This window comes from Antrihabitans cavernicola, from assembly GCF_008297975.1.
Classification (GTDB): domain Bacteria; phylum Actinomycetota; class Actinomycetes; order Mycobacteriales; family Mycobacteriaceae; genus Antrihabitans; species Antrihabitans cavernicola.
In genome coordinates this window covers 113,567-136,653 of record NZ_VLNY01000012.1, presented here as the reverse complement: position 1 = coordinate 136,653, position 23,087 = coordinate 113,567, and the positions used below count along the sequence as shown (strand labels likewise).

Sequence of the window (23,087 nt, the reverse complement as noted above, 5' to 3'; positions counted from 1 at the left end):
GCCAAAACAATTGGCACTGACATTCATCGACACACTGTTAAGTTCTCAAAGAACACACACACACCATCAAACCCACAAACAAGCAGGCCATCCGGGGCAACCGCTCCAGCCTATCCTACCGAAGTCACGGAGTCAAACTCCATGATCCAGATCGGATGGTGAAGAACGAGCAGATCGAACCGCTCTACATCTTCGATGACCAGGCGCCTTCGTCCAACCTCGTTTCCCAGGCCTTTCGGTCCGGGTCGGTGTCCGTGTCGCTCTGACTTGGATAAAGTTACGGGGCGAAGAACAGAACGTCAAATCCGCAGGAAAATCGCATGTTCGGCGCAAAAACGCTGGTCGGATGCCCCCTCGAAGGCGTATAGCGCCGAATTACACGAATGTGATTCAGGGCACGCGCTGTACGCCTGCGAAGTTTCTCTTTCCCCGACGAACCACCAGCCACGATCCGTGCAGGTAATCGGTGGGTCCAGGTGTCCACTCTTCGTCGTTGATCCGCTGGTTGTTCACCGATGCTCCACCCTCCCTGACGGCACGGCGCGCAGCTCCCTTGCTGTCGGACAGCCCACTGAGGACGAGCAGATCGACGATCGTCGCGGGAGCATCCGCCGTCAATTGGGCGACGGACGCCTCGCTCAGCGCAGCAGCCAACGTCGGTTCGTCCAGCTCCCCCAACTCGGCGCGACCGAACAGCGCTTGGCTCGCGAGTTCGACCGCGCGGGTGTTGTCGGCTCCATGTACGAGCGTCGTCATCTCCGCCGCCAGACGCTTCTGGGCTTCGCGCGCATGAGGACGTTCGGTGGTTGCCGTCTCGAGTTCGGCCAATTCGTCCGCATCCAGGAAGGTGAACCAGCGCAGGTACTTGATCACATCGGCGTCGCCGGTGTTCACGAAGTACTGGTACCAGGCGTAGGGACTGGTCATCTCCGGGTCCAGCCACAGGCTGCCGCCGCCCGTCGACTTACCGAACTTCTTGCCGTCTGCCGAGGTCACGAGTGGAACCGTGAGGGCGTGCACGTGCTCGCCGTCCACCCGGCGATTCAGCTCGACGCCGGCGATGATGTTGCCCCACTGATCCGATCCGCCCACCTGCAGGACGCAGCCGTGCTCACGCCGTAGATGCAGAAAGTCGTTGGCTTGCAACAACATGTAGCTGAACTCGGTGTAGGAGATACCCTCGCCGGCAAGACGTTGTTTCACCGTGTCCCTGGCCAGCATGACGTTGACCGAGAAGTGCTTACCGATGTCGCGAAGAAAGTCGACGGCGCTGAGCTTGGACGTCCAAGTCAGGTTGTCGACGATGACTCCGCCGGTCGGGCTGTCGTCGAAATCGACGAACCGTTCCAGCTGCGACCTGATGCGATCAGACCATGCCGCGACGGTGTCGGCGGAATTCATGGTGCGCTCCCCCACATCGCGTGGGTCGCCGATCAGGCCCGTCGCACCACCCGCCAACACGATCGGACGGTGACCTGCCTGCTGAAAACGCTTGAGCGCCAACAACGGAATGAGATGGCCTGCATGCAGACTGGGGCCCGTCGGGTCGAATCCCGCATACAACGAAACCGGTCCCGCATCGGTTGCCGCACGAAGGGCGTCGAGATCGGTGGACTGCGCAATGAGTCCTCGCCAGGTCAGGTCGTCGAGAATGTTGGTCACGGCATCGATCTTCCCGCATCCGCAGGTCCGGGCGCACGGGGGCTGCGCCGATATGCCGATACTGCCGCCGTGTTCGGCATCCAGAACCGCCACGGCCTGTCGGCTTCGGTGCTGACGCCCACCCGTGGGCCGGTTCGATACTCGACGTCAGACCCCAGCGTAAGAGTCACGTCGGCTGCAGGGTCGAAAAGGTGAGAGCCGTAGTCGCTCAAAGTAATTCCGAGTGCTTTGCCAAGATTTCCAGGACCGCGCGCCAAGTCGTGAACACGCCGAGCCGTCGGGCGCCGGGCGGTGGCCTCGTCGATTCCCTCGATCACCTCCCCGGCCCGGATCAACACCGCACCCGCGGTGCCGTCAGGACCACAGGTGACGTTCGCGCAAACATGCATCCCGTAGCTGAGGTAGACGTACAAGCTGCCGGCGACACCGAACATCACCGAGTTTCGCGGCGTACGTCCCGGGAAGGAGTGGGCCGCCGAGTCCGGCCACGGCCCCGCAGGATCCGAACCGTAGGCCTCGACCTCGACGACGCGAACTGCCACTCCTCGCGCCCGCAACGTCGCTCCCAGGATGCGGCGCGCGGCTGACGGCGGATCAGCATCGGCTAGCTCGGCAACGGACACTTCCCGATTGTGCCTGGGCCCTTGACCTGCGCCGAAACGGGGTCTATAAATTCACTACGCGATGATTTCATCATTCGATGAATTGGAGAGCCAATGGCACACACGGAATCGACGGACGCCGTCGTCATCGACGGGCTCGACGTCCGCCGCAGCAACAAACAGGTGTTGCACTCGGTGTCGGCACGCGTTGGACGCGGATCGATCACCGGCCTGCTCGGGCCGTCCGGCTGCGGTAAGAGCACCCTGATGCGCAGCATCGTCGGAACCCAGATCGTCCAATCCGGCAGCGTGACTGTGCTCGATCTGCCAGCCGGATCGGCGCCTCTGCGATCGCGCGTGGGGTACGTAACCCAAGCGCCCAGCATCTATTCGGACCTGACCGTTCGCGACAACGTCAGCTACTTCGGCGCTCTGTACAAGAAGTCCAAAGCCGGCATCGCCGCTGCCATCGACGCGGTCGGCATGACCGATCACGCAAATCACCGCGGCGATGCACTGTCCGGCGGACAACGAACCCGCGTCAGCCTCGCGTGCGCGTTGGTAGCCGAACCGGAGGTGCTCGTTCTCGACGAACCGACGGTCGGTCTCGACCCGGTCTTGCGCGTGGACCTCTGGGAACGATTCGCCGCTCTTGCCGCCGCTGGTACGACCTTGATCGTGTCGAGCCATGTGATGGACGAAGCCGACCACTGCTCCGCGTTGTTGCTCATGAGGGAAGGTCGCCTGCTCGCCGACCTCTCGCCCGACGAGCTCCGCACTCGCACCGGCGAAACGAGCCTGGAAAAGGCGTTCCTCGCGCTGATTCGCGACGAGGAGAGTGCGGCATGAACGGCCGCGCGTTCGCTGCAACGGCAGTGCGAATTCTGAAGCAACTCAAGGCCGATCCACGAACCGTCGCGTTGATCGTGCTGGTGCCGACCGTCCTTATGACCCTGCTGTATTTCATCTACCAGAACGAGCCGACGATGCTCGGTGAACCGTCGTTGTTCGATCGAATCGCCGTGAGCATGCTCGGCATACTGCCGTTCATCGTGATGTTCTTGATCACCGCCATCGCCATGCAGCGGGAGCGCACGTCCGGAACCCTCGAGCGCATGATGACGACGCCGGTGTCGAAGCTGGACCTACTGGCGGGATACGGTGCCGCATTTTCCGTTGCGGCGGCCGTACAGGCCGCGCTGGCTTGCGGTGTCAGCTTCTGGTTGCTCGATCTCAGCACGAAAGGCAATCCGGGTTTGGTCATTCTGGTGGCGATGGTCGACGCCGTGCTCGGCGTTGCCCTCGGCTTGTTGGCCAGCGCGTTCGCCAAGACCGAGTTTCAGGCAGTCCAGTTCATGCCCGCAGTCGTTGCACCACAGCTCTTTCTGTGCGGACTGCTGGTACCGCGCTCGCAGCTTCCGGATTGGTTGGAATGGATCTCGAACGTGTTGCCGCTCAGCTACGCGGTCGATGCGCTCCACGAGGTATCCGCGCACACCGGAACGACAGCGATCATGTGGCGCGACCTGGGAATTGTGGCCGGATTCGCCGTTGTCGCGTTGGCTCTTGCGGCCGCGACACTGCGTCGCCGGACGCCGTGATGGCGCAACGATCCGGCAGGCGCCCCGGCCTGTCCGGCACCCGCGACGCCATTCTCGATGCCGCTCGTGAGCGATTTTCCGCGGTCGGATTCGACAAGGCCTCGATCCGATCGATTGCGACACAGGCGGGCGTCGATTCCGCATTGGTGCACCACTACTTCGGAACCAAACAGGAGCTGTTCGTCGCCGTTGTCCGACTACCGGTGGACCCGTCGGTGGTCGTCGGGCCGATCGCCGCCGCTCCGCTGGACGAACTCGGCGAGACCGTCGTTCGGACGGTGGTGGGGATATGGGATTCGCCTGCAGGCGCTGGAATCACCGCCGCGTTTCGCGGTGTCATGGCAGGAGGCGACGAGACGCTACTGCGGACCTTCCTACTGGAGATCGCACTCAAAGGTGTTCGCGAACGGGTCGACGACCCGCGGGGGTCAGCCGAGAAACGCGTGGCCCTCGCGGCGTCACAGATGCTGGGAGTCTTTGCCGCACGCAAGATTCTGCGTATCGAACCGCTGGCGTCGATGCCGATCGACGAGGTGGTCGCCGCGATCGGCCCTACGATCCACGGCTATCTCACCGGGACGATTACGTGATCAGTGCGACGTGCCGCGTGCCACATAGTCGGCGTGCACCGCGTCATCGGTGACATCGGTCGCCTCGTCGATCAGCAAGGCGGGAATGCCGTCTTCGATCGGGTACGAGCGGCGCAGGCGCGGGTTGTAGAAGAGCTCGTTGTCGACAAGCAGCAACGGCCCCTTGTCCTGCGGGCAAGCCAGGATCGCAAGCAGTTCCGGGTCCAACACACGGTTCGAACTCATTGCCGAACCGTACTACGCCGTCGATTTCCAGGGCAGTCGGCCGGCAACTGAATCCGTGAAGACCTTGTAGGTGCCGTCGTAGTTGTCGTAGTACCAGGCGCGATCGCTCGGAGCGGGCAGGCCGGCGGCACTCAGCGGAGCAACCCTCGGACGGAACGACGGGCTCACCGCGATGTTGTCGACAACGTGAACCAAGTCCGGCCGATCTGCCGGCAACAAACCGCGGAGTGCTTCGGTGATCGCCGCGGCAGTCACTTCCGCGCCCTCGGCTGCAGTCAGCGCTGCGACCGCGATCTCGCTCGTCCCTGCCTTCACCGCGTAGGCGACCGCAAGATCGACCTGCGGCAGGTCGTCGAGCACGTCGACGATCGGTTTCGTGAACACCGGACCGCGCGCGGCCTTGACGACGGTCGCCTTGTGATCGACCAACCAATAGTCCTTGTCGGCGTCGCGTCGGAACAGGTTCTCGGTGGGCACCCACGAATCGCCCGCCTCGAAAACCCCGCGCATACCGCCCTTGACATCCGTGGCGGCGGAGGCCCGACCGAGAAGCAGGCCGACCTCGTCGTCCTCGCAACGCCGCACGAAGCCGCGCTCGTCTTCGAGAAACTTGCCCGTGATCGGATCGTAGGCGGCGAGACGAACAGCGGCGGTCCCGGGAACGGGCCTACCGTTGCACCCCTCTTTCGAGCCGGTGACGTTTGCGAGTACGACGTCGCCTTCGGTGGACGCATAGAACTCGAGAACTCGTGCGGGAGCGAATATCTCGGTGGTCCGCTTCCATAGTCCGACCGGCATACCGGAGCCGATGAACAGTCGGATCGAATGCTGAGCGCCGACGGGAAACACGTTCGCATCGAGGATCTCGCGCATCATCGTCCAGGTGTAGGTCACCACCGTCACGCCGTAGCGATGCACCTCTTCCGCAAAACGTTCCGGATCGAGCGAGCGGGCAAGCGCAATGCGTGAGCCGCCTGCGACGGCACCGCCCAGGCTCACCAACAGCCCGGACGAATGATGCAGTGGCGCAAGGCAGTACACGGTGTCGCCGACGCCGAGGCTTGCCGAGCTCGCGGTACCGAACGCCGAGACAGCCCAGCGGTAGTTGGTGATGTACTTGGCTTCCATGCGGTTGCCGGTGCCGATGACCAGAACGAATGCCAACTCGCGGGCCATACCCGGGTTGGGGCGGTACCAGCCCGGAATTCGCACAGCATCGGGGTCGATCTGCTCGAGGTCCACGACGTCGGAGCCACTGACAACGTCGAGGCCGCGATTGTCGCCACCACCGAGCACCAAGATCCTGGTGCCGGTCGCGGCTACCGAGGTCAGGTTGTCAGGGTCGGTGATCACCGTGTCGATACCTGTGAGTTCGACGGCGGATTTCAAGTCACCGCCCGGCGCCAGCAGAACGGCGACAGCACCCAGCCGGGACAGGGCGGCGATGGTGACCAACGCACTGGGCCGGGTCTCCATCACGACGCCAACGTGGTGCGCCGGACGCACACCGACTTCGATCAGACCGCGAACCACGTTGTCGATACGGGTGTTCACCGCCGCGTTGGTATGCACGCGATCCTCGAAGAGGAAGCACTCCCCTACCGGCGCGCGTTTGCCCTGCTCGGCGAGCAGACCACCGAGCGAAATCTTGGTGTGCGGTTGAATCGTGCCGAGTCGGACCAACCGCGGCAGCGCCCGCGCGGCTTCACCCGAGATCTCGATCGTCCCGCGGACTGCATTGTTGGCGAGGTTGGCAATTCCGCGACCCACCCCCGCGCCGACTTCGGCCACCGAGGCGGCTGTGTGCACGATGCGCGCGCCGGCCGAGACACCCGAGTGATTCTGGCCGTATTCGGCGTAATCCATGGCGTGGACGATCTCGGGTTGTTCGCCCTGTTCTTCGCGCCATTTGACCCAGCCGGCCACGTTCGGCCACGTCAGACGGGCTGCCGTACCGCCGACGACCAATCCGAAGTGACCCGCTCGCAACGTCGCTTCGAATACCTGCGCTCGCGATGCCGCACGGCGAATACCGCGGACCGAGACAGGTTGACCGATGTCGTCCACTTCGCCGACGAACGCCAAGATCGGCAAGGTCAGCTCGGCAAGGCTGACCACTTGCTCGTTGATGACGAAGCCACCGGACATCATCCGGTTGTGGACGACGAACTGCTTGAGCAGCTCGGCGACCGCAGGCCCCGACCAGGGCACGAACCCCTCGCCCATGAGGAACCGCCGCTGCTGCTCACGCGGCAGCAGGGCTTCACGATCGTGCAGCTGGCGAATGAAGTCGAAGCGGGTTTTGAGCGTGCGCACCGGATCCAGCATCTGGAAGCCGGTGCTCGCCATCCAGTCGGTGATCGGCAGACGCGTGAACACGTGATCGGCCAGAAAATCGGCGCCCTTGGTGGTCATGCCTGCGGGCAGACCGAACGGCAGGCCGGCGACCAGGTCGACCGGGCTGCCATAGGTGATCAAGCTGGCGATGTCCTTGCCGCGGCGATACGCCGCAGCTTGGTAGGCGAACATTCCGCCCTGCGAATAGCCGCTGAGATGCACGTCGCGCCCCACGTGTTCGCGCACCGTGTCGATCACCTCGCTGATGGCGACGATGTGGTCGGCAAGATTGCGGTCCCAGCCGCCCTCGTCGACGGCAGGTGAGCCGAAATCGACAACCCAGGGGTCGAGTCCGTTCTCGTGCAGGATCGTGACGGCGCTGCTGTCCTCGGTGACGTCGTACACGTCGGCTGCGAGCATCATCGGCGGTATCAGCACGATCGGCGGACGCTCGCCCGCAGGCACATCCGGGAAATACCGGCGCAGTCGATACATCGGCTTGCGTTCGACGATGTCGAACGGAGCCGGGACCCGACTGGTTTCCAGCCCACCGAACCGAACTACTTCCAAACCGTTCTGCGCAGTCGCCACGATTCGTTGAATCGGCCGAAACGCCGATGCAGTGCTGAAATCCACCGACACTCCCGGGTACCTAAGTGATGTGACTCGCGTCACGCCGTGCAACAACGAGCTTCTCATACGGTGACGAACGGAGCGCGAAAGCGTGGCGAATGTGCTCACACGGCCCATTCGCGCAGCTTGCTGGAGGCGCCGCGGACTCGGTCCAGCTGGCCGGCAACCTGCGTGCCCGCGGTACCGCCGCGGGCATCGCGCGATGCGATGGAGCCCTCGACCGTGAGGACTTCGCGGACAGCGCCGGTCAAGTTCGGATCGATTGCCGCAAGTTCCTCATCGGTCAGCTCGGCAAGTCCGACGCCGCGCTCCTCGGCCTTGCGCACGCACCCACCTGCGGCTTCGTGTGCAACCCGGAACGGGACACCCTGGCGAACCAACCACTCGGCGATGTCGGTTGCCAACGTGAATCCGGCCGGGGCCAGCTCGGCCATCCGATCGGTGTGAAATTCCAGCGTTGCGACCAGCCCGGTGATCGCGGGCAACAGCAGCTCGAGCTGCGCGACCGAATCGAAGACCGGCTCCTTGTCCTCCTGGAGATCGCGGTTGTAGGCCAGCGGCTGCGCCTTCAAGGTGGCCAGCAAACCCGTGAGGTTGCCGATCAGACGGCCCGACTTACCTCTCGTCAGCTCTGCGACGTCCGGATTCTTCTTCTGCGGCATGATCGAGCTGCCCGTCGACCACGCATCAGCGAGCGTCACGTACCCGTACTCCGGCGTGCTCCACGAAATGATCTCTTCCGCGAGCCGCGAAAGATCCACCGCGGTCATCGCCAGGACGAACGCCGCCTCCGCCGCGAAGTCACGCGACGACGTGGCATCGATCGAATTCTCTGCCGATGAGTCGAAGCCCAATTCGGCAGCGATCTTCTCCGGGCTCAGACCGAGCGAAGACCCTGCCAGCGCGCCGGAACCGTACGGCGACACCGCAGCTCGCTTGTCGAAATCCTGGAAGCGCTGCACGTCGCGGAGCAGCGGGTGCGTGTGCGCAAGCAGATGATGTGCGAGCAGAACCGGCTGCGCTGCCTGCGAATGCGTCTTGCCCGGCATCACGGCGTCCAGATGATCTGCGGCCTGCGTCGTCAATGCATCGACGACGTCGAGGACACCGACCGAGACGCGACGCACGGCGTCGCGAAGCCACATCCGGAACAGGGTCGCCACCTGGTCGTTGCGGGACCGACCGGCGCGCAACCGCCCGCCGACCTCGGGTCCGACGCGATCGATCAAGCCACGCTCTAACGCGCCGTGGACGTCTTCGTCCGTTTCCGCTGCGACGAACGCACCGGAGGCGACGTCGGCGGCAAGACTGTCGAGGCCGGCCAGCATGGTCTCCAGATCGTGGGCGGTGAGCAGACCGGCACCGTTCAACACTCGCGCGTGCGCCATCGATGCGCGAATGTCGTACGGCGCCAGCACCCAGTCGAATTGCGTCGACTTGCTCAGTGCCGCCATGGCTTCGGCGGGTCCACCGGCAAACCGTCCGCCCCACAGAGCGCCGGTAACGGTCGCTCCATGTTTCTGCGCTCCCGCGTTGGTGCCGTGCGGTGAACTCACAAGCCCAGGTCTCGCTTGGCTGCGATCTTCGACGACAGCCCATGCAACTGGACGAATCCCTTTGCCGCCGACTGATCGAAGGTGTCACCCTCGTCGTAGGTGGCGAGGTTGAAGTCGTAGAGCGACTCACCGCTGCGTCGGCCGTTGACGTTCACGACACCGGCGTGCAGGACGAGGCGAATATCGCCGGTCACGTGCTCCTGCGTCTTCGTGACGAAGGTGTCGAGCGCTTCCTTCAACGGCGAGAACCACAGGCCGTCGTAGACCAGCTCGCTCCACCGCTGCTCCATCTGCCGCTTGTAGCGACCGAGCTCGCGCTCGAGCGTGACGTGCTCGAGTTCCTGGTGTGCGTTGATCAGCACCATCGCACCGGGAGCTTCGTAGATCTCGCGACTCTTGATGCCCACCAAGCGATCTTCGACGACGTCGAGACGGCCGACGCCCTGCGCACCCGCGCGAGCGTTGAGCTCGACGATGGCCTCGAGGACCGACACCGGTTTGCCGTCGATCGCGACGGGGCGACCCTTGTCGAAGGAGATGATCAGCTCGTCTGGCGCGGTGAAGTTGACCGTCGGATCCTGGGTATAGTCGTAGACGTCCTTGGTCGGCGCGTTCCACAGATCCTCGAGGAAGCCGGTCTCGACGGCGCGGCCCCACACGTTCTGGTCGATGGAGAACGGCGACTTCTTGGTCACGTTGATCGGGATCTGGTTGTCCTCGGCGAAGGCGATCGCCTTCTCGCGGGTCCAGGCGTAGTCCCGAACAGGCGCAAGAACTTTCAGATCCGGTGCCAGCGTGTTGAAGCCGACTTCGAAGCGAACCTGATCGTTGCCCTTGCCTGTGCAACCGTGCGCGACGGTGGTGCCGCCGTGGGCACGGGCGGCGGTCACCAGATGCTTGACGATCAGCGGCCTGCTGATCGCGGAGACCAACGGATACCGGTCCATGTACAGGGCATTGGTCTGCACGGTGGGCAGGCAGTATTCGTCGGCGAACTCGTCGCGAGCATCGATCACCACGGACTCCACTGCCCCGCAGTCGAGAGCGCGCTGACGCACCACGTCCATGTCCTCGCCGCCCTGACCCAGATCGATTGCGACGGCGACGACATCGGCGCCAGTCTCCTTTCCGATCCAGCTGATGGCGACGGAGGTGTCCAGCCCGCCCGAGTAAGCGAGTACGACGCGTTCGGCCATGTCTTCTGTGCTCCTTCTGTTTTTCTGAGTAACTCAGGCGAGTTGTTCGATCAGTGCGGCGAGCTGCGCGCCGGTCGTCGGTTCTCGGGCGATCATCATGATGGTGTCATCTCCCGCGATGGTGCCGACCACGTCGGGCAGCGCAGCTCGGTCGAGGGCGCTTGCCAGGTAGTGCGCCGCGCCGGGCGGGGTTCGCAATACCGCGATGTTTCCGCTGGAGTCGGTCGAAACCAGCAGTTCGGCTAGCAGTTTCGCGACCCGGTCGGTGCCGCCGGAGATTCCGCGCACCGGGCTGCCGTCCTCGGGCACCACGTAGACGCCGACCCCGCCGTCCGGCGCGCGTAGCTTCATCGCGCCCAGATCCTCCAGATCACGAGACAGCGTTGCTTGGGTGGTTTCGATGCCCTCGGCCGCGAGCAACGCCGCAAGTTCGGACTGACTACGCACCGCGTTGGTCGACAGCAATTCCACGATGCGGGCCCGGCGTCCCGCCCGGGTTCGTGCGATCGCCGACCCGTGCGTTGTCGCGTCCGCAGTCATGACGTGAAGGATTCTGTTGCGACGCTGTTCTGGTCTAGCAGCCACACCAGCAGTGCCTTCTGCGCGTGGAGTCGATTCTCCGCCTCGTCCCACACCACGCTGTGCGGTCCGTCGATCACATCGTCGGTGATCTCCTCGCCGCGGTGGGCCGGAAGACAGTGCAAGACAATCGCATCCGGGTTCGCCCTGGCGAGCAGCTCCGCGTTCAGCTGGAACGGCCGGAACGGCCCGACGCGGTCGAGGCCGTCGTCCTCTTGGCCCATCGACGTCCAGGTGTCGGTGACGAGAACGTCCGCGCCCGCCGCCGCAGCCGACGGATCGGACGTGATGGTCACAGTCGCACCGGTTTCGGCAGCGCGCGCATTCGCGGCGTCGACGAAGTCGGGATGCGGCGCAAAACCGTCCGGCGCGGCAATCGTGACGTCGATTCCCGCGGTCACACCACCCAGCATCAGGGAATGCGCCATGTTGTTGGCGCCGTCGCCCAGGTAGGTGAGTTTCAGCCCAGCGAGGGCACCTTTCCGCTCTGCAATGGTCTGCAGGTCGGCGAGTACCTGACACGGGTGGAACTCGTCCGAGAGCGCATTGATCACAGGAATGGTTGCTGCCGAAGCCATTTCGTCCAGCCGCTCCTGACCGAAGGTCCGCCAGACCACGGCGTCGACGTAGCGCGAGAGCACCCTCCCGGTGTCGGCCAACGTCTCCTCGCGGCCGAGTTGCGTCGTCCGGCCGTCGACCACCACGGGGTGTCCGCCGAGTTGGGCGATGCCCATCTCGAACGAGAACCGTGTTCGCGTCGAGTTCTTCTCGAAGATCACACCGACGCCGCGCGGTCCTGCCAATGGCTTGCGTGACTGCGGATCTTTCTTGAGTTCCGCTGCGAGGGCGAGGACTTCGGCCTGCTGCGCAGGCGTCAGGTCGTCGTCGCGCAGAAAGTGCTTGACCGTCATTGCTTGACCTTCTTGTCCAGAGCAGCATCGAGGATGGCGGGCAGCGCGCTGATGAACTTCTGCGCCTGCGCTTCGGTGAGGTTGAGTGGCGGTGCCAATCGGATCACGTTCGGCTTGGCGGGGTTCACGAGGAAGCCTGCATCACGCGCCGCGAGGTCCACGTCGGCCGACACGTCGTCGGTGAGAACTATGCCGAGCAGTAATCCCGCACCGCGCACATGGTCGACAAGCGGATGGCTCAGTTCTTCGATTCCTGCCGCGATCTCCTTGCCGATCGCGTCCGCCTGCGAGATCAGATCTTCGTCTGCGACGGTCTTCAGGACGGCCAAAGCGGCTGCCGCGCATACGGGATTGCCGCCGAACGTCGTGCCGTGCATTCCTGGTTGCAGCAGGTCTGCTGCCGCACCGGTCGCAACGCAGGCACCGATCGGCAAGCCGCCGCCGAGACCCTTGGCGAGAGTCATCACGTCGGGCACGATGCCGAATGCCTGGTGTGCGTAGAACCAACCGGTGCGACCGATGCCGGTCTGCACCTCGTCGAGGATCAGCAATGCACGGTGCCGGGCAGTGATCTCCCGGGCGGCCGCCAGATAGCCCTCCGGCGGCACGACCACTCCACTCTCGCCGAGGATCGGTTCCAAGAACAGCGCGGCGGTGTCGTCGTCGATCGCGGCTTCCAGCGCCGCGACGTCACCGAACGGCACGTGCACGACACCGGGCGGCATCGGCTCGAAGGGTTCGCGCTTTGCCGGCTGACCGGTCAAGGCGAGTGCGCCCATCGTGCGGCCGTGGAAGGCCTCCTCACACGCGACGATCTTGGTCCGTCCGGTCAGCCGGGCGATTTTGAACGCAGCCTCGTTGGCCTCGGTTCCCGAGTTGCACAACAGGACTCGGCCAGAGTGTCCGAGGTGCGCGAGAAGCTTCTCGGCCAGTTCGATGCCAGGCTCGGTCGCATAGAAGTTCGAGGTGTGGCCCAGGGTCGAGAGCTGCGTCGTGACAGCCTCGACGATCGCCGGGTGGGCGTGGCCGAGGATGTTGACGGCGATGCCGCCGAGCAGGTCCAGGTACTCCTTGCCATCGGCATCACGGACGACGGCGCCTGCACCACCGACCAGCGCCACCTTCGGCAGGCCGTAGTTGTTCATCATCGCGCCGGACCAGCGCTGCTGCAGTTGCTCTGTGTGGCTCATTACGCATTCCCCGCGGTGACCATCGTGCCGATTCCCTCTCCCGTGAACAGTTCCAGCAGAACCGAGTGCGCGACTCTGCCGTCGATGACGTGTGCTGTCGGCACTCCCCCGCGCACCGCTCGCAAGCAGGCCTCCATTTTCGGCACCATCCCCGCGTCGAGGCTCGGCAGTAGTTGTTCCAGTGCGGCAGCGTCGATTTGGGTGGCGAGCGAGTCCCGATTCGGCCAATCCGTGTACAGGCCTTCGACGTCGGTGAGGACGACGAGCTTCTCCGCACCGATACCTTCCGCGAGCGCTGCGGCCGCCGTGTCGGCGTTGATGTTGTGCACCACACCGTCGGCGTCCGGCGCGATAGTGGAAACGACCGGGATACGGCCTGCCTCGATCAGGTCGAGCACAGCATCCGGGTTGACGGTGGTGACATCGCCGACCAGGCCGATGTCGGTGGCCGCGCCGTCGACAGTGACGGTCCGGCGGGTCGCCGTGAACAGATGCGCGTCCTCGCCCGAGATACCGACCGCGTAGGGGCCGTGCGCATTGATCAGACCGACCAACTCGCGGCCGACCTGACCGAACAGCACCATCCGCACGACGTCCATGACTTCCGGTGTGGTGACGCGGAATCCGCCGCGGAATTCACCTTCCATGCCGAGCTTCTTCAGCATGGCACTGATCTGCGGCCCGCCACCGTGCACAACGACCGGGTGCACGCCTATGGTCCGCAGGAACACCATGTCGGCAGCGAATGCAACCTTCAGCTCGTCGTCGACCATGGCGTTGCCGCCGTACTTCACGACGACGATCTTCCCGGTGAACTTCTGCAGCCACGGGAGCGCTTCCGCGAGAACGTGCGCCCGCTGGCCGGCTGTGAGTCCGTCGATGGCGTTGGTCATGACGAATATGCCGAGTTCTCTTCGACGTACCCGTGCGACAGATCGGTGGTGCGGATGGTGGCTGTGCTGTCGCCGAGGCCGAGATCGATCCGCACCTCGATGTCGGCGCCCGAGAGGTCCACGTCCCGCGCGCCCGCGGCGCCGGCACCGTTGACACAGACCGGACTGCCGTTGAACGACACCGTGATTCGATCGGGATCGATGGTCACGGGAGCCATGCCGGTGGCGGCGAGCACCCGACCCCAGTTGGGGTCGGAGCCGAACAGCGCGGTCTTGACCAAGCTGTCGCGCGCCACCGTCCGAGCCACCGCGAGTGCGTCGTCCTCGCTGGCGGCATCGACCACGGTGACGAGTACCCGTTTGGTGACGCCCTCGGCGTCGGCCATCAGCTGGGCAGCCAGGTCGTCACACACGGCGAACACCGCAGCGTCGAGTTCGTCCTGCGACGGTGCGACACCGCTCGCGCCGGAGGCCAGCAGTAACACCGTGTCGTTGGTGGAGCACGACCCGTCGACGTCGAGGCGGTCGAACGTGAGCCGAGTTGCGTTGCGCAGTGCGGAATCGAGTTGCGCCTTGTCGGCAACCGCGTCCGTGGTGACGACGACCAGCATGGTCGCCAGTGACGGCGCGAGCATGCCTGCGCCCTTGGCCATTCCGCCGACGACCCACTTGCCGTCGTGGTGAAACGCCGCCTGCTTCGACACGGTGTCGGTCGTCATGATCGCCTGCGCAGCATCGCTGCCCCCGGAGATGCCACCCGCGAGCTCGTGCACGATCTCGGTGAGCCCGGCAACCACCTTGTCCATCGGCAGCCGATCACCGATCAGCCCGGTAGAGCACACCGCCACTTCGACGGCACCCGTCTCGGTCCCCCAATTACTCAGGGCCGCAGCAAGTTCCTCGGCGGTGCGGTGCGTGTCCTGGAAGCCGGGCGCGCCCGTGCACGCATTGGCGCCGCCGGAGTTCAGCACCACCGCGCGCACCTTCCCCGTGGTCAGCACCTGCTGCGACCACAGCACCGGCGCGGCCTTCACCTGATTGCGGGTGAAGACTCCGGCCGCGGCGTAATCGGGGCCTTCGTTGAACACGAGCGCCAGATCGGGCTTCCCGTTTGCCTTGATCCCGGCCGCGATACCAGCGCCGCGGAAGCCGGCCGCCGCGGTCACGCCTTGGCTGCGAACGAGCTTGCCTGCGGTCACGGTGCAACTCCTACTGTCGAAAGTCCGTCGGTTTCCGGGAGGCCGAGAGCGAGATTCATGGATTGGATGGCACCGCCCGCAGTGCCTTTGGTCAGATTGTCGATGGCAGCGACGACGACCAGTTGTCTGGCGTCGGGATCGACGGTGAGGCCGAGGACCACGGCGTTGGAGCCGATCACCGCGCCGGTCTGCGGGAAGCGCCCCTCCGGGAGCAAATGCACGAACGGTTCGTCGGCGTAAGCCTTTTCGTAGACGGCGCGTGCGTCAGCCGCGCTCACCGTTGTCTGTGCCGAGCAGGTGGCAAGGATGCCGCGCGACATCGGGGCAAGCACCGGCGTGAACGACACGGTGACGTCGGTACCGGCCGCTGCCGACAAGTTCTGCCGGATCTCCGGGGTGTGGCGATGAACTCCGCCGACACCGTAGGCCGATGCCGAACCCATCACCTCGGAACCGAGGAGGTTCGGCTTCAACGCCCGACCCGCACCCGAAGTCCCGGTCACCGCAACGATATTCACCCGTGGTTCGACGATGCCTGCGGCAACGGCAGGAGCCATCGCAAGGCTGACAGCCGTCGGATAGCAACCCGGCACGGCTATGCGCGTCGCACCGACCAACCGCTCACGGCCACCGGGCAACTCGGGCAGGCCGTACGGCCAATTGCCCGCGTGGGGGCTGCCGTAGTAACGCTCCCAGTCGGCGGCATCGACCAATCGGAAATCCGCTCCGCAATCGACGATGACCGTCGAGTCCGGCAACGCCTTCGCGATCTCGGCCGAATGCCCGTGCGGCAAACCGAGGAACACCACGTCGTGGCCTGCGAGATCGTCGACGGACGTGGGGCCGAGAACGCGGTCGGCGAGCGGAATCAGATGCGGGTGATGCTCACCGAGCGTGGTTCCCGCACTCGCGGCTGCCGTAAGCGACCCGATTTCCAGATCGCCGCGGCGGTAGGCGGGATGACCCAACAACAGTCGCAGAATTTCCCCGCCCGCGTAGCCGCTGGCGCCCGCCACAGCTATCCGTAGCGGGCCACTCGATGTCGAATCTCCCATGCGATTCATTATGCATCATGATGCAACTTCATTCACCGTGCGGGGTCAGGCTTTCGAAACGCCCGCCAGAATCGACGTCACGGCATCGGACTTGAAGAATGGCTCGAGCCGCTCTCGTACCAGGTCCGCAAGGACGCCGTCCTTCTTGGCGCCTTCGATGAGTGCAGGCGCGTAGCGGTTGATCTCGCGAACGATGTCATCCTCACTGATGCCGACCTCAGGCAGCAGCGCTGCCAGCGAATAGGAGCCGTACAGGTCGAAGAAGACATCGATGCTCTCGTCGAGAACCTGACCGAAGTACTCGGTGTTGCGGCCGGTGGTCGAGAGTTCGTGCACAAGCAGCGCCGTTTTGCTCAGCTCGTCCTGACTCAGGTACTTACGAAGCTCGGCGACCGGCTCGCCTGCGTGAACGTCCCACAACTCCATGCCTGCATCGTGGAGCGATGCGTTCTGCAGCAGGTCGCGGGTGGCGCTGTTGCTGCGCTTGAGCGCGAACTGCGCACTCTTGCCCGCCACATCGCCGACGAACGGCTCGGACACACTGCGTGCCTTCTTCGCCGCGCTGGTACCGAGGGAGATCAGCGACCCCATGCCGGGCAGCTTCTCGGCGCGCTGCCGGTTCTCGTCCAGGAAATCGGCCACGATCTTGTTGACGTAGCGAGACACCGCCGCGGCAACCAGCGGGCTTTCGGTGAGTCGATCGAGCGCGCGGTCGTGCAGGGTGTGCATGCTGAGGAACTGCGTGATCAGCTTGTCGACGACATCCCGGTCGACGACGTCTTTCAGCTTGTAGTCGTCGCTCGCCGCGAGGTCGTAGATGCCGTCGGCGATCGCGGCCGTCATGTCCTTGACGATGGTGCTGCCGCCGATGTCGTCGACACCCTTACGTGCGGTCGCCTTGACGTTCTCGCGATCGACCACGTCGGCCAGGATCAGCGTATCGGCCACTTTCAGCGCTGCGGCCACGTCCCTCGCCACGACCTCGGCGCACCGATCGCCGGTGAACTCTGCCAGCACGAACTGCACCTGCGCCTCGAGCAGTTGATCGGCAAGGGCCTGTGGATCCGTGCTCACTCGTTCTCCTTGGATTCGGCAGTGGACTGTTCGCCACTGGCGTGCATCGACTTTCGGATCTGGTCGAGCTTCTCATGGCCCGCTTTTTCGCGCGCGTCCCACTGCTCCGCAATGGACCGGCCCGCAGGCGTCGCCCGGTCCAACTCGTCCGAGCCGAGAGCCGTTCCGTAGCGTTGCTCCACCTTGTCACGAACCCTGTCGAAGGTGGGGACGCCGCCGGCGGTGTAGTCGGGTGCCGGTGCGGACATCTGGATCGGCGGGGGCACATCCGTCGTCGTAGGCAGGTCGGGCGTCGACGGCAACCCCGGCACCGGCGGGATTTCGGGCACCGGGGGCGTGGTCGGTTCCGCGGCAGAACCGGCCCCCTCAGCCGCAGCGGCGGCGTGCACGGCGCCGAGTCCGGGTCGATCCGCTGATGCGGCCTTCACGACGTCGAGAAACTCTCTGTCGGGCAGTGCGCGCAATCGGGCAGTCAGATCGGTATCCGGCACGGCAGACTCCTCACCTTGGATGGTCGTACTGCCCAGGCTAGTGCGCTCAGCTGCCCCGCAGTTCAACTACGCAGCACGGCGCCTACGGATTCGGTTGCCGCGGCGACGGCCGAATCGCGACCCGCACTGGCCTCGTCTTCGGTCAGCGTGCGGTCGGCAGCGCGGAACCGGAGCGCGAACGTCAGCGACTTGCTCCCCTCGCCGAGCTGCTGCCCCTGATATACGTCGAAGAGGCGAACACTCTCCAGCAATTCCCCACCCCCCACCAACAGCGCCGACTCCACTGCAGCGGCGGGCACGGTTGCATCGACCACGACGTTGACGTCCTGAAGCACAGCGGGGTACACGGAAACGGCAGGTGCGGGCAGCGACTCGACGATCGGCAGTAGATCGAGGTCGATCTCCCACGCGCAGGTGCGCGGCGGCAATCCGCCACGCTCGAGCACTGCCGGGTGCAACTCCCCCGCGTATCCGACGACCACGTCGTCGACGACCAACTCGGCGCACCGACCCGGATGCCACGGCAGGTGCTGGGCCGCGCGCCGTTCGATGCGCACGCCTGCAGCATCGGCGACGACGTCGGCGGCCGCGAACGCGTCGCTCGCGTCGACAGCACGGCCCGTGCCCCACGGACCACGTGGCTCACGCAACCCTGTCAACACGCCTGCGACGCGAACCGGTTGGGCCGGAAGCGAATCCATCTGTTCTGCGATCTGGGCGTCGGTCGGACGCCGATCGACCGGGAGCGGATCGAGGGGTCGGGTGTCCGGTCCGCGCAGCACCACCTGTGCGACACCGAAGACCGCGAGGTCGCGCTGGCCGCGAGAGATGTTGCGGGCGGCCACTTCCAACAGTCCGGGCAACAAGGTCGTCGCCAGCTCGGGCCGATCCGCCTCCAGCGGATTGAGCACCCGAGTGGTGTTGCGTCGCGGATCGTCCGCGTCGAGCCCCCACACGTCGAACACATCGGTGGGGAGGAACACCGGCGGCGGCACTTCGACGAACCCCGCGTATGCCAGCGCGCGGCCGATCGACCGCCTACGACGTTGCACCGGCGTGAGTCCACGACCTGCAGGCGCGGCCACCAGCACCGACGGGATCTGCTCGAGGCCTTCGAGGCGTAGTACCTCTTCCACCAGATCGGCGGGCTGACCGAGATCCGGCCGCCAGCTCGGTGGGGTCACCGTCAACGACTCGGCGGCACCCGTGACAGTGCAGCCGACCTGAGTCAGCCGACGTTCGGTGGTCCCTGCCGCGTATTCGACTCCGGCGATGCGATCCGGCAGGTCCGCCGCAATGGCGATCGAGTCTCGGGTGGCCGGGGCTCCCCCGACGTCGGTCAGTGCGGAATCGACCGTACCGCCGGCGATCTCGACCAGCAGAGTTGCCGCACGATCGACGGCGGCGACGTTGATGGCCGGATCCACTTCGCGCTCGAAGCGCTTACTCGCCTCGGACGACAACTTGTGCCTACGAACACCGCGGAAGACTTCCAACGGATTCCACGTCGCGGCTTCGAACAGCACGTCGGTCGTGTCGGTGCCGACCTCGGTGCTGAGCCCGCCCATGATTCCGGCAAGGGAGATCACGCCGGAATCGTCGGCGATGACGATGTCTTCTTCGATCAGCGTGCGTTCGACGTCATCGAGCGTACGGAGGGACTCGCCTGCCTTCGCACGGCGAACGACCAAGCCGCCGTTCAACTTTGCGACATCGAATGCGTGCAGCGGTTGACCCAGTTCGAGCATCACGTAGTTGGTGACGTCCACGGCGGGCGAAATCGGTCGCACACCGGACAGCAGCAGGCGTCGCTGCAACCACCACGGTGTGATGGCCTCCGGGTCGATGCCGGTGACCTTGCGCGCGGTGAATCGGGTTGCCTTCGATTCCGGATCGACCTGCACCGGCCACCCGTCACCGGTCGTGCCGGGCGACACCACGTCGGCAGGATCGGCGAAGTCGAGGTCGTAGCCGCACGCCAGCTCGCGCGTGAGGCCGCGCACCGACAGGCAGTAACCACGATCAGGGGTGACGTTGAGTTCGATCACCGAGTCGCCGAGGCCCAGCAGCTCGTTCGCATCTGCACCGGGCTCGGCCGTTCCCGGACGCAGCACCAGAATTCCGGAGTGGTCCTTGCCGATACCCAGTTCGGCGACAGAGCAGATCATGCCGTCCGACACCTGGCCGTACGTCTTGCGCGACGCGATTTCGAAGCCACCAGGCAGGACGGCACCGGGCAGCGCGACGACGACCAGGTCGCCCTCGGCGAAATTACGAGCGCCGCAGACGATTCCGCGGGTCGCCGCCGTATGGCCGGCGCCATGTTCCAGGGCAGACTCGCCGACCTCGACCTGACAGAAGCGGATCGGCTTCTTGAACTCGGTGAGTTCGGTGATCTCGGCGACGCGACCGACGACCAACGGACCCGCTACCGGAACCAACGTGTCGAGCTCTTCGACCTCGAGGCCGACGCGAACGAAGCCGGCATCGAGCTCGTCGGGGGTCACCGACCACCCGCTGTTCGCTCGCTGCACGATCTCGGTCAGCCAGGACTGCGCTACTCGCACTGTAGGTTTCGCTCTCTCGCTCGTCGGGCCGTCCGAGTGTCGGTCCGGACGGGTTGTTCGGGCTAAGTCTGCACACCGAATGGGATCGTGAAGCGCACATCGCCCTCGACGATGTCTCGCATGTCGGAAATACCGTTGCGGAACTGCAGAGTTCGTTCCAGTCCCATACCGAATGCGAACCCGGTGTAGACGTCCGGATCGATACCGCAGGCGCGCAACACGTTCGGGTTGACCATGCCGCAACCGCCCCACTCGACCCAGCCTGCGCCACCCTTCTTGCGCGGGAACCAGATGTCCACCTCGGCGGACGGTTCGGTGAAGGGGAAGTAGTTGGGCCGCATACGAGTTCGAGTTTCCGGCCCGAACAGCGCCCGTGCGAACGCGTCGAGCGTGCCGCGCAGATGCGCCATCGTGAGACCCTTGTCCACGGCCAAGCCCTCCACCTGCGAGAACACCGGCGTATGCGTGGCGTCGAGCTCGTCGGTGCGGAATGTGCGGCCCGGGCAGACCACGTAGATCGGCAGCTCGCGAGACAGCATCGTCCGGATCTGCACGGGCGAGGTGTGCGTGCGCAACACCTGCCGCGATCCTTCGGGGGCGATGTGGAACGTGTCCTGCATCGTGCGCGCCGGATGGTCGGGCAGGAAGTTGAGTGCGTCGAAGTTGAAGTGCTCGGTTTCCACCTCTGGGCCTTCGGCGACTTCCCAGCCCATGGCAACGAAGACGTCGGCCACCTGCTCGGAGATCACCGTGACGGGGTGACGTGCGCCTGCCGGGTGCCGCTGGGCAGGCAAGGTCACGTCGATGGCCTCCGCAACCAGCACGGCGGCGTCACGCTCGGCCAGCAGCACATCGCGGCGCGCATCGTGAGCGGCCGACGCCGCGGTACGCGCGGAGTTCACCCGCTTTCCCGCGTCGGCGCGCTCCTTGCCGGGCAGTGCGCCGAGGCTCCGACGAGCAAGGGCAATCGACGCCTTGTCCCCCAGGTGCTCGGTCTTTGCGTTGGCCAATGCGTCGAGATCGGCGGCGGCGGCGAAGGCGGTCTCCGCCGCAGCTACTGCGGCATCGAGCGAATCGGCCGACAGAACGGCGGCGTCCGGTTCCTGCGTCTCTGCCACATCGTTGCTTGCCACGACTGTTGTCCCGCTCCTGTGTCTCTATCGAGGTGTGCTGGTGGTCGAATTCTATGGGACGGGCACTTGCGGGCTCATCCGCATTTCTAGCTGCGGTGTTGCACCCTCGAGCTCGCGTAGAGGCAGATCGCCGCGGCGGTCGCCAGGTTGAGGCTCTCTGCGCGCCCGCGAATCGGGATCCGAACCCGATGATCGGCTCGCGCGGCGACCTCCGCGCTCAGGCCGTGCGCTTCGTTGCCGAACAGCCATGCGGTCGGTGCGGCGAGCAGATCGTCGGCGTCGTCGAGGTCGATCTCGCCGTCGGCAGCCGTCGCGAGCAGTTGCACACCCGCCGCCTGCAATCCGTCCAGCGCATCCGCCGCGTTACGCACGCGAGCGATCGGCAGGTGAAAGATGCTGCCCGCCGACGATCGCACTGCCTTGCCGTTGTGCGGATCGACGGTATCGCCCGCGAACACCACGGCGTCGGCACCCACCGCGTCGGCGACCCTGATGACGGCGCCGGCATTGCCGGGCTCGGCGATCTCGACCGGCACCGCGAACAAGCGCGGAGTGCCCTGCAGCGCTTGCTCCAGCGGGATGTCGACAAGCCCACACACCGCAACCAAGCCCGGCGGCGTGACGGTATCGCCCAACCCGCGAGCAGCTTTGTCGGTCACCAAAGCTGTTCGTACACCGGTCGATTCAGCACGCGTGATCAGGTCTGCGTAGCGATCAGCGGCGTCCGCCGTGAAGTACAGCTCACGCGCACGCCCACCGTCGAGTGCCGCTTCCACCGAGTTGGCGCCCTCGACCAAGAACTGGCCGACCTTGCGCCTGCCGGCGGAACGTAGCAGCTTGACAGCGGAAACGACCCGCGGAGTGCGCTCGGTGAGAGCGTCCACGGGCCGTTCCGGATGTGTATGAATCAGGCAGCCGAGTCGGTCGATGCCGCATTGACATCGGCCGGCAGTGCAGCCTTCGCGAGAGCAACCAAGCCGGTGAAGGCTTCGGCGTCGGAGACGGCCAGCTCCGCGAGGATCTTGCGGTCCACCTCGACACCAGCGGCCTTGAGGCCCTGGATCAGACGGTTGTAGGTGATGTCGTTCGCGCGGGCTGCAGCGTTGATACGCGTGATCCACAGCTTGCGGAAGTCACCCTTGCGCGCCCGACGGTCGCGGTAGGCGTAGGTGAGCGAGTGGAGCTGCTGCTCCTTGGCCTTGCGGTACAGGCGCGAACGCTGTCCGCGGTAGCCGGCGGAGGCTTCGAGAACTGAACGGCGCTTCTTCTGGGCGTTGACCGCCCTTTTTACGCGTGCCACTGGTAAATCCTGTCGATCTGGGGGCAAGAACTGCCCGGTTGGTCACATGTCATTTGTGCACCGGCAGGGGTGCGCCAAAAAAGCTTGGTGCGTCAGATACCGAGCAGACGCTTGATGCGCGGGGCATCGTTTGCGCTGACATCTTCCGTGCCGCTCAGACGACGAGTGCGTCGCGACGACTTGTGCTCGAGCAGGTGGCGACGGTTGGCCTGCTCACGCAGGAGCTTGCCGCGGCCGGACACCTTGAAGCGCTTCGAGGCGCCGCTGTGGCTCTTCATCTTGGGCATACGATC

22 protein-coding genes are annotated in these 23,087 nt (G+C 65.2%); 3 read left to right on the top strand and 19 right to left on the bottom strand.

What is annotated here, in order from left to right; translation table 11 throughout:
• Positions 1–390: 390 nt before the first annotated feature.
• Both tyrS and FOY51_RS21120 read right to left on the bottom strand, forming a co-directional pair.
• On the bottom strand, positions 391–1,662 hold the full coding sequence (gene tyrS, locus FOY51_RS21125) for a tyrosine--tRNA ligase (protein WP_353961379.1): 1,272 nt from the start codon (positions 1,660–1,662) through the stop codon (positions 391–393).
• Positions 1,659–2,285, bottom strand: a complete 627-nt coding sequence (locus FOY51_RS21120; RefSeq protein WP_149432236.1) for a DNA-3-methyladenine glycosylase — start codon at positions 2,283–2,285, stop codon at positions 1,659–1,661. Before FOY51_RS21120 ends, tyrS begins: the two co-directional genes overlap by 4 nt.
• A 93-nt stretch (positions 2,286–2,378) precedes the next feature.
• Here FOY51_RS21120 and FOY51_RS21115 point away from each other — a divergent pair, with 93 nt between their 5' ends.
• The 3 genes from FOY51_RS21115 to FOY51_RS21105 are packed head-to-tail and all read left to right on the top strand — an operon-like array spanning position 2,379 to position 4,455.
• The gene (locus tag FOY51_RS21115; RefSeq protein ID WP_149432235.1) at positions 2,379–3,113 is read left to right on the top strand and encodes an ABC transporter ATP-binding protein; all 735 of its coding nucleotides are present in this window, start codon (positions 2,379–2,381) and stop codon (positions 3,111–3,113) included.
• On the top strand, positions 3,110–3,865 hold the full coding sequence (locus tag FOY51_RS21110) for an ABC transporter permease (RefSeq protein WP_149432234.1): 756 nt from the start codon (positions 3,110–3,112) through the stop codon (positions 3,863–3,865). The genes FOY51_RS21115 and FOY51_RS21110 overlap by 4 nt, the downstream gene beginning before the upstream one ends.
• The gene (locus FOY51_RS21105) at positions 3,865–4,455 is read left to right on the top strand and encodes a TetR/AcrR family transcriptional regulator (protein ID WP_149432233.1); all 591 of its coding nucleotides are present in this window, start codon (positions 3,865–3,867) and stop codon (positions 4,453–4,455) included. The genes FOY51_RS21110 and FOY51_RS21105 overlap by 1 nt, the downstream gene beginning before the upstream one ends.
• Here FOY51_RS21105 and FOY51_RS21100 read toward each other — a convergent pair whose 3' ends face one another.
• From FOY51_RS21100 to rpmI, 17 genes are all read right to left on the bottom strand, one after another.
• The gene (locus FOY51_RS21100) at positions 4,456–4,680 is read right to left on the bottom strand and encodes a Trm112 family protein (protein WP_149432232.1); all 225 of its coding nucleotides are present in this window, start codon (positions 4,678–4,680) and stop codon (positions 4,456–4,458) included.
• A gap of 12 nt (positions 4,681–4,692) precedes the next feature.
• Positions 4,693–7,659, bottom strand: coding sequence for an AMP-binding protein (locus FOY51_RS21095; RefSeq protein WP_371830473.1), 2,967 nt, complete (start codon positions 7,657–7,659; stop codon positions 4,693–4,695).
• A gap of 95 nt (positions 7,660–7,754) precedes the next feature.
• Positions 7,755–9,206, bottom strand: coding sequence for an argininosuccinate lyase (argH, locus tag FOY51_RS21090; RefSeq protein ID WP_149432230.1), 1,452 nt, complete (start codon positions 9,204–9,206; stop codon positions 7,755–7,757).
• Positions 9,203–10,402: an argininosuccinate synthase gene (locus FOY51_RS21085; protein WP_149432229.1), complete on the bottom strand. Its 1,200-nt coding sequence runs from the start codon at positions 10,400–10,402 to the stop codon at positions 9,203–9,205. Before FOY51_RS21085 ends, argH begins: the two co-directional genes overlap by 4 nt.
• 33 nt (positions 10,403–10,435) lie before the next feature.
• A complete protein-coding gene (locus tag FOY51_RS21080) occupies positions 10,436–10,942 on the bottom strand; it encodes an arginine repressor (protein WP_149432228.1) in 507 nt (168 codons plus the stop codon).
• Positions 10,939–11,892 (bottom strand): ornithine carbamoyltransferase, encoded by a 954-nt coding sequence (gene argF, locus FOY51_RS21075; protein ID WP_149432227.1) that lies wholly within the window; start codon positions 11,890–11,892, stop codon positions 10,939–10,941. The genes FOY51_RS21080 and argF overlap by 4 nt, the downstream gene beginning before the upstream one ends.
• Positions 11,889–13,082, bottom strand: coding sequence for an acetylornithine transaminase (locus tag FOY51_RS21070; RefSeq protein ID WP_149432226.1), 1,194 nt, complete (start codon positions 13,080–13,082; stop codon positions 11,889–11,891). Before FOY51_RS21070 ends, argF begins: the two co-directional genes overlap by 4 nt.
• Positions 13,082–13,975 carry an acetylglutamate kinase gene (argB, locus tag FOY51_RS21065; RefSeq protein ID WP_149432225.1) on the bottom strand — a complete coding sequence of 298 codons (894 nt, stop codon included), beginning with the start codon at positions 13,973–13,975 and terminating at the stop codon, positions 13,082–13,084. The genes FOY51_RS21070 and argB overlap by 1 nt, the downstream gene beginning before the upstream one ends.
• Complete coding sequence (gene argJ / locus FOY51_RS21060; RefSeq protein WP_149432224.1) at positions 13,972–15,174, bottom strand: bifunctional glutamate N-acetyltransferase/amino-acid acetyltransferase ArgJ; 1,203 nt, start codon at positions 15,172–15,174, stop codon at positions 13,972–13,974. The genes argB and argJ overlap by 4 nt, the downstream gene beginning before the upstream one ends.
• On the bottom strand, positions 15,171–16,238 hold the full coding sequence (gene argC, locus FOY51_RS21055; RefSeq protein ID WP_149432223.1) for an N-acetyl-gamma-glutamyl-phosphate reductase: 1,068 nt from the start codon (positions 16,236–16,238) through the stop codon (positions 15,171–15,173). The genes argJ and argC overlap by 4 nt, the downstream gene beginning before the upstream one ends.
• A 36-nt stretch (positions 16,239–16,274) precedes the next feature.
• Positions 16,275–17,303 (bottom strand): hypothetical protein, encoded by a 1,029-nt coding sequence (locus tag FOY51_RS21050; RefSeq protein WP_149432222.1) that lies wholly within the window; start codon positions 17,301–17,303, stop codon positions 16,275–16,277.
• Positions 17,300–17,794 carry a hypothetical protein gene (locus FOY51_RS21045; RefSeq protein WP_149432221.1) on the bottom strand — a complete coding sequence of 165 codons (495 nt, stop codon included), beginning with the start codon at positions 17,792–17,794 and terminating at the stop codon, positions 17,300–17,302. Before FOY51_RS21045 ends, FOY51_RS21050 begins: the two co-directional genes overlap by 4 nt.
• Before the next feature lie 62 nt (positions 17,795–17,856).
• Positions 17,857–20,361, bottom strand: a complete 2,505-nt coding sequence (pheT, locus tag FOY51_RS21040; RefSeq protein WP_149432220.1) for a phenylalanine--tRNA ligase subunit beta — start codon at positions 20,359–20,361, stop codon at positions 17,857–17,859.
• A 62-nt stretch (positions 20,362–20,423) separates the two neighbouring features.
• Entirely contained in the window at positions 20,424–21,479 is a 1,056-nt protein-coding gene (gene pheS / locus FOY51_RS21035; protein ID WP_371830475.1) for a phenylalanine--tRNA ligase subunit alpha, read from the bottom strand.
• 101 nt (positions 21,480–21,580) lie between these two features.
• Positions 21,581–22,378: a TrmH family RNA methyltransferase gene (locus tag FOY51_RS21030; RefSeq protein WP_149432218.1), complete on the bottom strand. Its 798-nt coding sequence runs from the start codon at positions 22,376–22,378 to the stop codon at positions 21,581–21,583.
• Positions 22,379–22,401: 23 nt separating this feature from the next.
• Entirely contained in the window at positions 22,402–22,794 is a 393-nt protein-coding gene (rplT, locus tag FOY51_RS21025) for a 50S ribosomal protein L20 (RefSeq protein WP_149432217.1), read from the bottom strand.
• Between the two features lie 92 nt (positions 22,795–22,886).
• A complete protein-coding gene (gene rpmI / locus FOY51_RS21020; protein WP_149432216.1) occupies positions 22,887–23,081 on the bottom strand; it encodes a 50S ribosomal protein L35 in 195 nt (64 codons plus the stop codon).
• Positions 23,082–23,087: the final 6 nt, after the last annotated feature.

Excerpts from the sequence above, each read along its gene's own strand:
- FOY51_RS21110 (WP_149432234.1), top strand. The coding sequence starts at position 3,110 with ATGAACGGCCGCGCGTTCGCTGCAACGGCAGTGCGAATTCTGAAGCAA.
- FOY51_RS21105 (WP_149432233.1), top strand. The coding sequence starts at position 3,865 with ATGGCGCAACGATCCGGCAGGCGCCCCGGCCTGTCCGGCACCCGCGAC.
- argC (WP_149432223.1), bottom strand. The coding sequence starts at position 16,238 with ATGAATCGCATGGGAGATTCGACATCGAGTGGCCCGCTACGGATAGCT.
- FOY51_RS21100 (WP_149432232.1), bottom strand. The coding sequence starts at position 4,680 with ATGAGTTCGAACCGTGTGTTGGACCCGGAACTGCTTGCGATCCTGGCT.
- FOY51_RS21085 (WP_149432229.1), bottom strand. The coding sequence starts at position 10,402 with ATGGCCGAACGCGTCGTACTCGCTTACTCGGGCGGGCTGGACACCTCC.
- FOY51_RS21070 (WP_149432226.1), bottom strand. The coding sequence starts at position 13,082 with ATGAGCCACACAGAGCAACTGCAGCAGCGCTGGTCCGGCGCGATGATG.
- argB (WP_149432225.1), bottom strand. The coding sequence starts at position 13,975 with ATGACCAACGCCATCGACGGACTCACAGCCGGCCAGCGGGCGCACGTT.
- rpmI (WP_149432216.1), bottom strand. The coding sequence starts at position 23,081 with ATGCCCAAGATGAAGAGCCACAGCGGCGCCTCGAAGCGCTTCAAGGTG.
- FOY51_RS21115 (WP_149432235.1), top strand. The coding sequence starts at position 2,379 with ATGGCACACACGGAATCGACGGACGCCGTCGTCATCGACGGGCTCGAC.
- argF (WP_149432227.1), bottom strand. The coding sequence starts at position 11,892 with ATGACGGTCAAGCACTTTCTGCGCGACGACGACCTGACGCCTGCGCAG.
- FOY51_RS21080 (WP_149432228.1), bottom strand. The coding sequence starts at position 10,942 with ATGACTGCGGACGCGACAACGCACGGGTCGGCGATCGCACGAACCCGG.